This window comes from Prevotella sp. 885, assembly GCF_002265625.1.
Lineage (GTDB): Bacteria > Bacteroidota > Bacteroidia > Bacteroidales > Bacteroidaceae > Prevotella.
Genome location: NZ_NOVE01000003.1, coordinates 152,255 through 166,473, shown reverse-complemented (window position 1 = coordinate 166,473; position 14,219 = coordinate 152,255). Strand labels below are relative to the sequence as shown.

Here is a 14,219-nt window from a genome sequence, read left to right as displayed (position 1 = left end):
CGGATGTGGATGCGGAGCAGATAGCACGAATCACACGGATATGGGTGCGTATTGGAGACAACATCAATATGATTAAGAACAAAAAAAACAAATACGATATGAAGAATGCAGCTATAATTGTGAGCGGGGGAATGGACAGCATCACCCTGCTCTATGAACACAAGGACGAGATAGCCGTGGGCATTTCCTTCGACTATGGCAGCAACCACAACGCACGCGAGATACCCTTCGCCAAGATGCATTGCGAACGGCTGGGCATCAAGCACATCACCATCAATCTGGACTTCATGCACCAGTACTTCAAGTCGAGCCTCCTCACCGGAGCCGACACCATACCCGAAGGACACTACGAGGACGAGAACATGAAGTCAACCGTCGTGCCCTTCCGTAACGGCATAATGCTCGCCATCGCCGTGGGCATCGCCGAGAGCAACGGCCTGACCGAGGTGTTCATAGCCAATCACGGAGGCGACCACGCCATCTATCCCGACTGCCGTCAGGACTTCATCACAGCCATCGACGCGGCGGCTAAGGCGGGCACATACGTCGGCGTCAGGATTGTGGCGCCCTACACCTCCATCACCAAGGCAGACATCGCACGCATCGGAAAGCGCCTCGGCATCGACTATGCCGAGACATGGAGCTGCTACAAGGGCGGCGAGAAGCATTGCGGAAAGTGCGGCACCTGCGTGGAGCGAAAAGAGGCACTCGCCGAAGCAGGCATAGAAGACACCACTATTTACGAAACAAAATAGCAGAAAAATGTTGAAATAAGATTTATTTTTAGTAAATTTGCGGTCGAAACAGAGAAATCGTTACAGACACGAAGAATAAGAAAGAATCTTATTTCAACATTATATAAATATTTGAAAAAATGAAAATCGAAGATTTCAACTTTGCCGGCAAAAAGGCAATCGTACGTGTAGACTTCAACGTACCATTGGACGAGAACGGAAACGTTACTGACGACACCCGTATCCGCGGTGCCCTCCCCACACTCAAGAAGGTGCTCGCTGACGGTGGCGCCCTCATCATGATGAGCCACATGGGCAAGCCCAAGGGCAAGGTGAACGAGAAGCTCTCTCTGAGCCAGATCGTCCCCAACGTATCAAAGGCCCTCGGTGTAGAGGTGAAGTTCGCCAAGGATTGCGGCAACGCTTCTGAGGAGGCTGCTGCCCTCAAGCCGGGCGAGGCACTTCTTCTAGAGAACCTCCGCTTCTATCCTGAGGAGGAAGGCAAGCCGGTAGGCGTAGAGAAGGGCACACCCGAGTATGATGCTGCAAAGAAGGAAATGAAGGGCCGCCAGCAGGAGTTTGCCAAGAAGCTCGCTTCTTACGCTGACTGCTACGTAATGGACGCATTCGGAACAGCTCACCGCAAGCACGCTTCTACAGCCGTTATCGACGAGTACTTCGACAAGGACCACAAGATGCTGGGCTACCTCATGGAGAAGGAGGTAAAAGCCGTTGACGCAGTTCTCGGCAACATCAAGCGCCCGTTCACAGCCATCATGGGCGGCTCGAAGGTTTCTACAAAGATCGGCATCATCGAGAACCTCCTCACAAAGGTGGACAACCTCATCCTCTGCGGCGGCATGACATACACATTCGCCAAGGCTCAGGGCGGCAAGATCGGCCTCTCTATCTGCGAGGACGACAAGCTGGACGTAGCTCTCGACGTTATCAAGAAGGCCAAGGAGAACGGCGTGAACCTCGTTCTCGGTACTGACTCGGTTTGCGGCGACGCTTTCAAGAACGACTGCAACACTCAGATCTGCCCGTCTAACGACATTCCCGAGGGTTGGGAAGGCATGGACGCTGGTCCTCAGACACGCGAGCTCTTCGCCAACGCCATCAAGGGCGCAAAGACCATCCTCTGGAACGGTCCTGCAGGCGTATTCGAGTTCGACAACTTCGCAGGTGGCTCAAAGGCTATCGCTGAGGCCATCGCTGAGGCTACAAAGAACGGCGCATTCTCACTCATCGGTGGTGGCGACTCTGTAGCTTGCATCAACAAGTTCGGCTTGGCTGACCAGGTTTCGTACATCTCAACTGGTGGTGGCGCTCTCCTCGAGGCTATCGAGGGCAAGGTGCTCCCGGGCGTTGCAGCTATCGAGGCTTAATCTTCGCTGACACGGCGTGCTGACTTTCAGCACAACCAAATAACAAAAGCAAATCCTTATATATATAATGTATAGGGGTTTGCTTTTTTTGCGTTATAGTACAGCCGAGCAATTTAATGTATTCAATCCCTACACACCCAACATCCGTGTCATCCGAGAAATCCGTGTTCGTTTTCTCTCAAGCATTAGGGTGCGCTATTTACAGAACACGGATCTCACGGATTTAACGGATGCTGCTTGAGGTAGATATTCCAAGGGATTTCACGGATTATATTGTGAATACGGATTCGTCCCTACGCACCCAACATCCGTGTCATCCGAGAAATCCGTGTTCGTTTTCTCTCAAGCTGCCCATGCATATTAGGGTGCGCTAATTATAGAACACGGATCTCACGGATTTAACGGATGCTGCTTGAGGTGGATATTCCAAGGAATCTCACGGATGTGCTATCAGAATGTTATTCCACTAATTCGTCAATTCGCTTTAATTCGTTGTTTCAGTCGTCTAAGGCTATAAAAAAAGTTAAATAATACGTTAACCATTAGGGAGGGTATTTTGTTTCAATAAAAAAGTTGTACCTTTGCACCCGCAATTTTGCAAAGTATTTTATTAATTTATCACAAACAATGAATCGATACGAAACCGTTTTCATTTTGACTCCCGTTTTGTCTGATGAACAGATGAAGGAAGCGGTCGCTAAGTTCAAGAAGCTCCTCACCGACAACGGTGCTGAGATTGTGAACGAAGAGACATGGGGACTCAAGAAGATGGCTTATGCTATCCAGAAGAAGTCCACAGGATTCTATTGCCTGTTGGAGTTCCAGGCTGAGCCCACAATTGTAAAGACACTCGAGACCGGCTATCGCCGTGACGAGAAGGTCATCCGTCACATGACAGTTAAGCTCGACAAGTATGCTGCACAGTATGCTGAGAAGAGACGTAACAAATTCGCTAAAAAAGAGGAGGCTTAAAACATGGCAGCAGTAGAATCAGAAATTCGCTATTTGACTCCACCTTCAGTGGACACACGCAAGAAGAAGTATTGCCGTTTCAAGAAGAGCGGTATCAAGTATATCGACTACAAGGATCCTGAGTTCCTCAAGAAGTTCTTGAACGAGCAGGGCAAGATCCTTCCCCGTCGTATCACAGGAACATCTTTGAAGTATCAGCGTCGCGTGGCACAGGCTGTTAAGCGTGCTCGCCAGATTGCTTTGCTTCCTTACGTAACTGACTTGATGAAATAATTATTAAGGAGGAATAAGCAATGGAAATCATACTTAAAGAAGATATCATAGGACTGGGTTACAAGAACGACATCGTTAATGTAAAGAGTGGTTACGGACGTAACTACCTCATCCCCCAGGGTAAGGGTGTAATCGCATCTGAATCAGCAAAGAAGGTTCTCGCTGAGAACCTCAAGCAGCAGGCTCACAAGCTCGCAGCCATCAAGGCTGAGGCTGAGAAGAAGGCTGAGGCTCTTAACGGCGTAGAGCTGGTTATCGAGTCTAAGGTAAGCGCTACTGGCGTTACTTACGGTTCGGTTAACGCTAACGTTGTGGCTGACGAGCTCCAGAAGAAGGGCTTCGAGATTGACCGCAAGATCATCACTATGCACGACATCAAGACTGTAGGTGAGTTTGAGGCTACCATCCACTTCCACAAGGAGGTTGAGGTGAAGCTCCCCATCAAGGTTGTTGCTGAGAACGCTAAGGTAGAGGCTCCCGCTGAGGAGGCTACCAAGGCTGAGGAGACAGAGGCAACTGCAGAGTAATCAGCAGATATTCTCACAATATAAAGAAAAGTCGGACGGCGAAAGCTATCCGACTTTTTTTTGTTTATGGGAGTAATTACGCCTACAACAACGCAATGAGCAGCTCAGAATTGCCTTAATGCAGAGAGGAGCGTATTGTTGGCTGACTTTGAGCCTATGGTTATTCTCAGGTAGCCTTTCTGGAAGAGACCGTCGGCGGGACGGCAGACCATGACGCCACGGCTGAAGAGACCTTCGTAGACGGCGGGAGCGTTGCGGAAGCGGACGAGGAGGAAGTTGGAGAAGGACGGAAGCACTTGTTCGCAGAAGGGCAGCTGTTCCAAGGCATGCGCCATGCGGGTGCGCTCAGCCACGACATTGCCAACCAAGCGGTCCATCTCGAAAGCGTCGGAGAAGACGCCGCACATCTTCGACTCGATGACGGGCGACAGGGCGTAAGACCCGCCTACGGCAAGCATGAGGCGCACGATGTCCGAGGAGGCGTAGAGCATTCCCACGTTCAGCGCATTAACGCCCCACACAGAATCCATCTGCTCTATGACCACAAGATTGGGGAAGCGCTGCAGAACCGTACACCAGGAAGGACTCTTCGAGAAGCGCAGATACGTCTCGTCCACCACCACAAGACCGTCAAACACCTCCAGCAAGGAAGCAATGGCGTTGACATCTAAGAGATTGCCCGTAGGGTCATTGGGCGAGCAAAGCCAGACGAGCTTCGTGTGATTGTCGCAAGCGCCAAGCACCTCGTCAACGGACAGGGCGAAGCCTTCACCCAATTCTGCCTCACGATATTCCACGTCATTAAGCTGTGCCATCCTACGATAGACGCCACGCGTGGGACCTGCAGCCACCACATTGTCCTCTCCGGGAACGCAGAAGCAACGAAAGCACAAGTCCACCACGCCCGCAAAGCCGTTGCAGGCAAAGATATTGCTGACGTCCTTCCGCTTCAAGGCAGAGAGCGCCCTACGCAGCGAAAGCGCCTGACAGTCAACGGCATGATTGAACGGAAGGTCGTAAGGATTGGCGTTCGTGTCGAGGCGCAAGGCATCCGCCTTCGGCAAAAGCGTCTCGTCAACCGGCGGGACGTGCAGAAGGGCGCGAAGATTGGGGCGTACAAGTTGTTCAATGTTCAGCATCTTAAAAAATATTTATCGGACATGCAAGTTAGGTTATTCACACAAAATTAAGTTATTTATAGGAAATATGCAAGATTTGCAGTAATTTTGTAGCCACATTCAAAAAAAACGATAAGCCAAAAGATGAAACTCCTACAATTAACATTCATCATACTCCTCATCCTCTCATGCTCGGAGAAGAAGCAAGCCGAATACACGCCGTGGGGCGAACTGATAACCGACTCCATCACGCCACAGGCAGCAGGGGCGTACACCATTCAGGACATCATCGGAAACGGCGAGATGATCATGCTGACCATGAGCGGTCCGGAATCTTACTACGACTATCACGGACGCGGAATGGGAACGCAGTACAGACTGTGCGAACGTCTGGCAGAGAAGCTCGGAGTGTCGCTGAGAGTGGACGTATGCAAGACGAAGGAGGAAATGTTAAGCCGTCTGAAGAACGGCGACGGAGACATCATCGCCTACCAGATAGAGAAGAAGCAGGAAGGCACCGTGCCGTGCGGATACGGGACAGACTCGACGGCTTGGGCGGTAAGCAGCGCCAACAAGGAACTGGCAGACACGATAAACGGATGGTACTCCCCCAGCCTTCTGGCGGAGGTGAAGCGAGAGGAAAGGACGCAGCTGTCCGTGGCAAGCGTCCACAGACACGTCTATGCCCCGATGCTCAACTCCAGTCGCGGAGAAATATCACAATACGACCATCTCTTCCAGCGCTACGCCCCCATAGCAAGATGGGACTGGAGGCTGATGGCAGCACAATGCTATCAGGAGTCGTGCTTCGACCCCAAGGCTTACTCATGGGCTGGCGCAAGAGGACTGATGCAGATTATGCCCGCAACGGCAGCTCACCTCGGACTGGCAGAGGACAAGATGTACGACCCGGAAGAAAACATCTATGCCGCAGCACGTTACATAGCCGAGCTGAGCAAGCACTTCCAGGACGTACGCAACCCCATGGAACGTCAGCTCTTCGTCCTCGCAAGCTATAACGGCGGCTACTTCCACATTCGCGACGCCATGCGACTGGCAGAGAAATACGGCAAGGACAAGCACCGCTGGGACGACGTGGCACCATTCATCCTCAACCTCCAGACACCACAATACTATAACGACCCCGTGGTGAAATACGGATATATGAGAGGCACGGAAACCGTGGGCTACGTGGCACGCATCCGAGACAGATGGAGGCAGTATAGAGGCGTGGCAAGAGCCGGCAGCAGCTCGGTGTTCAGCTTCCCTGCGCCCGGAACAGACGCGCCACACAAAGCCACAAAGAAGCATAGGTTCAAGCTATAAGGGTTAATATGCGTTAAATTTTGTTTAACACATAGAGAAAGTCATATATAAATAAAAGAGGTGTAGAGAAAAATGTTTAACTTTGCAACTCGATTATTAATTCACATAAAGTCTAACTTTATTAATTTCATTTTTATTAATTCATTTTTATGTCAGATTTAAAGAACGTACAGCCATTGGCAGACTTCAATTGGGACGAGTTTGAAAACGGCAGTAGCTCAAACGTAAGCAAGCAGGAGCTCGAGCAGGCTTACGACGAAACACTCAACAAGGTATCAGAGCACCAGGTGGTAGAGGGTACCGTAATTTCTGTAGACAAGAAGGAAGTAATCGTTAACATCGGTTACAAGAGCGACGGTATCATCCCCGCTTCTGAGTTCCGTTACAACCCTGAGCTCAAGGTAGGCGACAAGGTAGAAGTTTACGTTGAGAACCAGGAGGACAAGAAGGGTCAGCTCGTACTCTCTCACAAGAAGGCACGTCTCAGCAAGAGCTGGGAGCGCGTTAACGCAGCCCTCGAGAACGAGGAGATCATCCAGGGTTACATCAAGTGCCGCACTAAGGGTGGCATGATTGTTGACGTATTCGGCATTGAGGCATTCCTCCCGGGAAGCCAGATCGACGTTCATCCTATACGCGACTACGACGTATTCGTCGGCAAGACAATGGAGTTCAAGGTTGTGAAGATCAACCAGGAGTTCCGCAACGTAGTAGTTTCACACAAGGCTCTTATCGAGGCTGAGCTCGAGGCTCAGAAGAAGGAGATCATCAGCAAGCTCGAGAAGGGTCAGATTCTTGAGGGTACCGTTAAGAACATCACATCATACGGCGTATTCGTTGACCTCGGTGGTGTTGACGGACTCATCCACATCACAGACCTCTCTTGGGGTCGCGTAAGCGATCCGCACGAGGTTGTAGCACTCGACCAGAAGATCAACGTCGTAATTCTCGACTTTGATGACGAGAAGAAGCGCATCGCTCTCGGTCTGAAGCAGCTCACTCCGCATCCTTGGGACGCTCTCGACGAGAACCTCAAGGTAGGCGACCACGTTAAGGGTAAGGTAGTCGTTATCGCTGATTACGGTGCATTCGTAGAGATCGCTCCGGGCGTTGAGGGTCTGATCCACGTTTCAGAGATGAGCTGGAGCCAGCACCTCCGTTCAGCACAGGAGTTCCTCCACGTAGGCGACGAGGTAGAGGCAGTTATCCTCACACTCGACCGTGCAGAGCGCAAGATGTCTCTCGGCATCAAGCAGCTTAAGGAAGATCCGTGGGAGGCTATCGAGGTTAAGTACCCTGTAGGCAGCAAGCACACAGCAAAGGTTCGCAACTTCACCAACTTCGGCATCTTCGTAGAGCTCGAGGAAGGCGTAGACGGCCTCATCCACATCTCTGACCTCTCTTGGACAAAGAAGGTAAAGCATCCTTCAGAGTTCACACAGGTAGGCGCAAGCATCGACGTTGTTGTCCTCGAAATCGACAAGGAGAACCGTCGTCTCAGCCTCGGTCACAAGCAGCTCGAGGAGAATCCTTGGGACAAGTACGAGGAGCTCTACACTCCGGGTTCTGTTCACACAGGTAAGATCACCGAGATGATGGACAAGGGCGCTGTCATCACTCTCAACGAGGGTGGCGAGGGCTTCGCAACACCGAAGCACCTTGTTAAGGAAGACGGCACACAGGCTCAGCTCGGCGAGGAGCTCGAGTTCAAGGTAATCGAGTTCGTTAAGGAGACAAAGCGCATCATCCTCTCACACAGCCGCACATTCGAGGCTGGCAAGGACGATGTTAAGCCGGTTCGCAAGCACACAGCCAAGAAGGAGTCAGCTCCTGCAATCAACAACGTAGCAGCAAGCACCACACTCGGTGACATCGACGCTCTCGCTGAATTGAAGGCTAAGATGGAGAAGGGCGAGTAATCACAACCCCTGATCACAGATAAATAAAATAAAAGGCAATCTTGGAACAAACATCCGGGATTGCCTTTTTTGTTTTATGTTAACATGAGTTAATCGTAAGAATTATTACATCCAAAACCGTTAGTTTCGGATAATTATTATTACCTTTGTAGCATAATTATTGAATAACAATAAAAACACATAAGCGTTTCGTTCCTGAAACGTTATTTTTTCACTATATATTTTTTTAATCTTCATGTATAGCATAGACGAATTATCAGCTAAAAATATTGCTGAGTTGCAAGACATTGCTCGCGAAGCAGGCATTGATTTCAATGACGAAACCGGTGCCCAAGACCTGATATATGCAATTCTTGACAAGCAGGCAGATATAGAAGGAAGCAAGAATCCTCTTGGTCCTAAACGTCGTCGAACAAGAATAGTTAAGAAAGACACAGACCGCGTATATACAGTCAACGGAAAGGAAGGCGAAAACTTTGACTTAAAGAAAAACAGGACTAACGAAGAGGACGCCCCCCAGACCACATTGTTCAAGGAAAACACAGACACGACCGACAACACAAACGAACTTTCGCTTGAAGAACAGTTGATGGCAATTCCGAAGCATAGAGGAAGAAAGTCGAAAAGAGAACTTGAACTGCTTTCTGCAATAGAGGAGTCGAGAAGGCTGAAAGAAAACGCGCCTGAAGCAACAGAAGACACAACAATTGCAAACGAAATGGACAGCACAAGCACAGACGAGGCTGAAGAACAGACAACAGCACCCGCAGAAACACCAGCAGACTTCATTCCTGAAGCCAACATGCACGCAGCAAACACAGAGAATGACGAACAGCACGAGCAGCTCCTTGCGCAGCTTCAGGCAAAGATAAACGCACACAACGAAAACGCGGAAGACCAGCGTGACGCCATCGCAAACGGAATTTGGGAAGGCGACCCGGGCGACGGCACAGACTTCATCACCGTAGTGGACCTGCCGATAGAAGACCAGGGAGCCGTACCGACGTACGACATGTTTGACAACGTGACATCTTCGATGCCAGCAGACCAGCCCGTAATGATGCAGACGCAGACCACAGCTCCTGCTGTTCCGCAGTTCGACTTCACAGACATCATTTCTGCCAACGGCGTGCTGGAAGTAATGCCAGACGGTTATGGCTTCCTCCGTTCGAGCGACTATAACTATCTCTCTTCTCCGGACGACGTTTACGTATCGACACAGCAAATCAAGAACTACGGTCTGAAGACCGGTGACGTGGTGCAATGCCGCGTACGTCCGCCGCATGACGGAGAGAAATACTTCCCGCTGACAAGCATTGAGATGATTAACGGACGCGAGCCGAACGAAGTGCGCGACCGTATTGCCTTCGAGCACCTCACCCCACTCTTCCCTGACGAGAAATTCTCGCTGTGCGGCGACAGAGCCACGACAAATCTCTCAACACGCATCGTTGACCTCTTCTCGCCGATCGGCAAGGGTCAGAGAGCACTCATCGTGGCACAGCCCAAGACCGGTAAGACCATCCTCATGAAGGACATCGCCAACGCCATCGCTGCCAACCACCCTGAGGCTTACCTCATGATGCTCCTCATTGACGAGCGCCCTGAGGAGGTGACGGACATGGCAAGAACCGTAAATGCGGAGGTAATCGCCTCCACGTTTGACGAGCCGGCAGAACGCCATGTCAAGATAGCAGGAATAGTACTGGAGAAGGCGAAGCGAATGGTGGAATGCGGACACGATGTCGTTATCTTCCTCGACTCAATCACACGTCTGGCACGTGCCTACAACACCGTGTCGCCGGCATCAGGCAAGGTGCTCACGGGTGGTGTGGACGCCAATGCCCTCCAGAAGCCCAAGCGCTTCTTCGGTGCAGCACGAAACATCGAAGGAGGCGGTTCGCTCACCATCATCGCAACAGCCCTTATCGACACAGGCTCGAAGATGGACGAGGTGATCTTCGAGGAATTCAAGGGAACCGGCAACATGGAACTCCAGCTCGACCGCTCGCTCTCTAACAAGCGCATCTTCCCGGCTGTCAACCTCGTGGCTTCAAGCACACGACGCGACGACCTGCTCCAGGACAAGACCACACTTGACCGTATGTGGATTCTTCGTAAGTTTATTTCAGACATGAACCCGATAGAAGCCATGAACTCCATCCATGACCGCATGAGCAAGACTCGCGATAATGACGAGTTCCTTCTGTCTATGAACGATTAAAATGGGACAATTCATTGAGGTAAAAGGCGCACGTGTCAACAACCTGAAGAATGTGAGCCTTAACATACCAAGAGATAAATTCATCGTAATAACCGGAGTCTCTGGCTCCGGTAAATCCTCGCTGGCTTTCGACACCTTGTATGCCGAAGGCCAGCGTCGTTATGTAGAATCGCTGTCTTCTTACGCCAGACAGTACTTGGGACGCATGAGCAAGCCGGAATGCGACACAATAAAGGGTCTGCCCCCTGCTATCGCCATCGAACAGAAAGTAATCTCACGCAACCCGAGAAGTACGGTAGGCACAAGCACCGAAATCTACGAGTACCTAAAACTCCTGTTCGCAAGAATAGGCCACACTTATTCGCCCATAAGCGGAGAAGAGGTGAAAGTGCACACCAATGAGGACATCATAGAGTGTGTAAGCAACTTCTCTGAGGGCACCAAGTTTGCCATCCTCGCCCCGCTGCAGCTGCCTGAGGGAAGAGCCCTCGAAAAGCAACTGAGCATAGAGAACCAACAGGGCTACTCCCGCATCTGGTATAAGAATGACTTCGTAAGGATTGACGATTTCCTCACGGACAAGGAAGCCGTGGAAAACGCCAAGCCGGACGAAATATACATTCTTATAGACCGTATGGCGGCAGGAGGTTCGAAGGCAAATATCTCACGACTCGCCGACTCCACCGAGACGGCTTTCTATGAAGGCAACGGCACGTGCCGCCTGATATTCTTCCCTTCCAAGATCACCTACGACTTCTCCACAGCCTACGAAGCAGACGGAATAAGCTTCGAGCAACCCAACGAGAACATGTTCGCATTCAACTCGCCGGCTGGTGCCTGCCCTGAATGTGAGGGCTTCGGAAAGATAATGGGAATAGACGAGAAGCTGGTCATCCCCAACACTTCGCTGAGCGTCTATGACGGCTGCGTGCAATGCTGGCACGGAGAGAAGATGGGAGTGTGGAAGGAAGTGTTCTGCCGACAGGCCGCCAATGACAAGTTTCCCATTTTCGAGCCTTACTATAATCTCACCCGCCAACAGAAGGACATGCTGTGGCACGGTCTGCCTTCCGAAAAGGGAAAGGAGAAAAGAGACCGCGTCTGCATCGACTCGTTCTTCAATATGGTGAAGGAGAACCAGTATAAGATTCAGTATCGCGTGATGCTGAGCAGATACAGAGGCAAGACAATTTGCCCGGTTTGCCACGGCACACGTCTGAAGAAAGAGGCCACATGGGTGAAGATAGGCGGAATGAGCATCGTTGACCTTGTGGAAATGCCTGTCACTAACCTTAAGGTGTGGTTTGACAATCTGCAGATCAGCGAGAACGAAGCCAAGATAGCCAAACGTCTCTTGGCAGAAATACGTAGCAGACTGCAGTTCCTGCTGGACGTGGGACTCGGATACCTAACGCTCAACCGAGCCTCGAACACTCTGAGTGGCGGCGAGAGCCAGCGCATCAACCTTACCACCTCACTCGGCAGTTCGCTTGTCGGATCGCTCTACATTCTGGACGAGCCAAGCATCGGTCTGCACAGCAGAGACACGGACCGTCTGATTCACGTATTGCGCGAGTTGCAGCAGCTTCACAATACGGTGATTGTGGTGGAACACGACGAAGAGATTATGCGAGCAGCCGACCACCTCATTGACGTTGGTCCGGAAGCAGGAAGCGAGGGTGGCGAGATAGTCTTCGAAGGAAGTCTGGACGACGTGGAAAAGATGAAGGGCAAGGAAACCCTAAGCCATACCGTCAGATTCCTAAACGGAACGGAACGCATAGCCACGCCTTCGTCACGCCGCCAATGGAACCTTGCCATTGAGGTGAAGGGAGCGAGAATGAACAACCTTCGAGGAATAGACGTGAAGATTCCGCTGAACGTGCTGACTGTCGTTACTGGCGTGAGCGGTTCGGGCAAGTCGTCACTAATCAAGGGCATTCTGTATCCGGCTCTGAAGAGACACCTTAACGAGGTGGCAGACCCACCGGGAGAATATTCTGCCTTAGGAGGCGACTGGCAGCAGGTGAAGCACGTGGAGTTCGTAGACCAGAACCCCATCGGCAAGAGCACACGCTCTAACCCTGCCACATACATAAAGGCTTACGACGCCATCAGACAACTCTTCGCTGACCAGCCTCTTGCCAAGCAGGAAGGATTTACGGCGCAGTATTTCTCATTCAACACGGAAGGAGGACGATGCGAGGAATGTAAGGGAGCCGGAGTGATTACCGTGGAAATGCAGTTCATGGCAGACTTGGTGCTCGAATGCGACTGCTGTCATGGCAAGCGATTCAAGAAGGACATTCTGGACGTATGCTTCCACGGCAAGAACATCAACGACGTGCTGAACATGACCGTAACGGAAGCCATAGCATTCTTCACGGAACACGGGCAGGACCTGATTGCCTCACGTCTGAAACCACTTGAGGCTGTAGGTCTGGGATATGTGAAGCTGGGACAAAGCTCGTCCACCCTATCAGGAGGAGAAAACCAACGTGTGAAGCTCGCCTACTTCATCGGTCAGGAGAAGCAAGCCCCAACGCTCTTCATCTTCGACGAGCCGACAACCGGACTTCACTTCCACGACATCCACAAGTTGATGGAATCGTTCAACTCGCTGATAGAGAAGGGTCACACCATCGTGGTGATTGAACACAACATGGACGTGATAAAATGCGGCGATTACGTCATCGACCTCGGACCGGATGGTGGCGACAAGGGTGGCAACATCGTTTGCTGCGGAACACCTGAGGAAATTGCAGGATGCGAAAAGAGCATAACCGGCAAGTATCTGAAGGAAAAGCTTGAAGAAACAATATAATAATAACGAAATAGAGGGTGTGTAAAAAACTGCTTGTTTTTACACACCCTCTTAAGTTTTAGACAAGATGAAACACACCCGTTGGCAATTTTCGTCTCAACGGCTCTACGTCCACCTTAACCCCCACCTCTATGCCTGCGCTTTTCATCGTATCAACAACGCACGCATGGGCTATTTCGGGCTTGTTGTTTTCGTGGCTAAGATGGCAAAGCCACACATGGCGCAAGTTCTCCGTGTAGTTTTCCGTCAGGAGTTGAGCGCATTGTGTGTTGCTAAGATGACCTGTTCCGCATCTTATACGTTCCTGAAGATGAACGGGATAAGGACCGTTGGCAAGCATGTGCGAATCGTAATTTGCCTCGACAACAAGATAATTGGTGCGTCTTATCAAAGCCTTCATCTCCTCAGTAACATGACCGACGTCAGTAAGAATGGTGAAGACAACGCCCTGACAACTAATCTCGTAGCCCACATTGTCCGTGCTGTCATGCGGAACGGCGAACGGCGTTACGTGGAACTCGCCCACATTGAAAGGAACGTTCTTCTCTATAATCTTACGATTGTGCTTCATCAACTTACACTTCACACTATAATTCTTGTCGATTCCTCCATGCACGGCAGCCGTGGTCCATACAGGAATGTCGAGCTTCTTGCTTAAAGAACCGACAGACTTGATGTGGTCAGCATGGTCGTGAGTGATAAGAATGTTCTTGAAACCGCTGAAGAAGTCGAGTCCATAATCATGAAAACTCTTCCTTAGCGACCTTATACCGACACCAATGTCAATAAGCAATCCGTCGGTTTCTGTAAAGAGGTAATAGCAGTTGCCGCTGCTACCACTCCCAAAAGATATAAAATCTAACATTTATATAATACTTGTAATTTTCGGAAATAGGAATGCAAAAGTATTAAAA

11 protein-coding genes are annotated in these 14,219 nt (G+C 50.7%); 9 read left to right on the top strand and 2 right to left on the bottom strand.

Annotated elements, in window-relative coordinates:
* Positions 1-98: 98 nt before the first annotated feature.
* The 5 genes from queC to rplI all read left to right on the top strand — a co-directional run bounded on the left by queC (position 99) and on the right by rplI (position 3,894).
* On the top strand, positions 99-755 hold the full coding sequence (queC, locus tag CHL74_RS02505) for a 7-cyano-7-deazaguanine synthase QueC (protein WP_094879582.1): 657 nt from the start codon (positions 99-101) through the stop codon (positions 753-755).
* Positions 756-874: 119 nt separating this feature from the next.
* The gene (locus tag CHL74_RS02500; RefSeq protein WP_094879543.1) at positions 875-2,122 is read left to right on the top strand and encodes a phosphoglycerate kinase; all 1,248 of its coding nucleotides are present in this window, start codon (positions 875-877) and stop codon (positions 2,120-2,122) included.
* Between the two features lie 627 nt (positions 2,123-2,749).
* Positions 2,750-3,094, top strand: coding sequence for a 30S ribosomal protein S6 (gene rpsF, locus CHL74_RS02495; RefSeq protein WP_094879542.1), 345 nt, complete (start codon positions 2,750-2,752; stop codon positions 3,092-3,094).
* Between the two features lie 3 nt (positions 3,095-3,097).
* Positions 3,098-3,367 (top strand): 30S ribosomal protein S18, encoded by a 270-nt coding sequence (gene rpsR / locus CHL74_RS02490; RefSeq protein ID WP_007898866.1) that lies wholly within the window; start codon positions 3,098-3,100, stop codon positions 3,365-3,367.
* A 20-nt stretch (positions 3,368-3,387) separates the two neighbouring features.
* On the top strand, positions 3,388-3,894 hold the full coding sequence (rplI, locus tag CHL74_RS02485) for a 50S ribosomal protein L9 (RefSeq protein WP_094879541.1): 507 nt from the start codon (positions 3,388-3,390) through the stop codon (positions 3,892-3,894).
* Positions 3,895-3,998: 104 nt separating this feature from the next.
* Here the strand turns inward: rplI and CHL74_RS02480 are convergent, their stop codons facing one another.
* The gene (locus CHL74_RS02480; RefSeq protein ID WP_094879540.1) at positions 3,999-5,033 is read right to left on the bottom strand and encodes an aminotransferase class I/II-fold pyridoxal phosphate-dependent enzyme; all 1,035 of its coding nucleotides are present in this window, start codon (positions 5,031-5,033) and stop codon (positions 3,999-4,001) included.
* Between the two features lie 123 nt (positions 5,034-5,156).
* Here CHL74_RS02480 and CHL74_RS02475 point away from each other — a divergent pair, with 123 nt between their 5' ends.
* The 4 genes from CHL74_RS02475 (at position 5,157) to uvrA (ending at position 13,305) form a co-directional block, all read left to right on the top strand.
* Positions 5,157-6,338: a transglycosylase SLT domain-containing protein gene (locus CHL74_RS02475; protein ID WP_094879539.1), complete on the top strand. Its 1,182-nt coding sequence runs from the start codon at positions 5,157-5,159 to the stop codon at positions 6,336-6,338.
* Positions 6,339-6,487: 149 nt separating this feature from the next.
* Positions 6,488-8,257 carry a 30S ribosomal protein S1 gene (gene rpsA, locus CHL74_RS02470; RefSeq protein ID WP_094879538.1) on the top strand — a complete coding sequence of 590 codons (1,770 nt, stop codon included), beginning with the start codon at positions 6,488-6,490 and terminating at the stop codon, positions 8,255-8,257.
* Positions 8,258-8,492: 235 nt separating this feature from the next.
* Positions 8,493-10,481 carry a transcription termination factor Rho gene (rho, locus tag CHL74_RS02465; protein ID WP_094879537.1) on the top strand — a complete coding sequence of 663 codons (1,989 nt, stop codon included), beginning with the start codon at positions 8,493-8,495 and terminating at the stop codon, positions 10,479-10,481.
* A 1-nt stretch (position 10,482) separates the two neighbouring features.
* Positions 10,483-13,305 carry an excinuclease ABC subunit UvrA gene (gene uvrA / locus CHL74_RS02460; protein WP_094879536.1) on the top strand — a complete coding sequence of 941 codons (2,823 nt, stop codon included), beginning with the start codon at positions 10,483-10,485 and terminating at the stop codon, positions 13,303-13,305.
* Between the two features lie 58 nt (positions 13,306-13,363).
* On the opposite strand, the gene CHL74_RS02455 is transcribed toward uvrA, so the two are convergent.
* Entirely contained in the window at positions 13,364-14,170 is an 807-nt protein-coding gene (locus CHL74_RS02455; protein ID WP_094879535.1) for an MBL fold metallo-hydrolase, read from the bottom strand.
* Positions 14,171-14,219 lie beyond the last annotated feature (49 nt).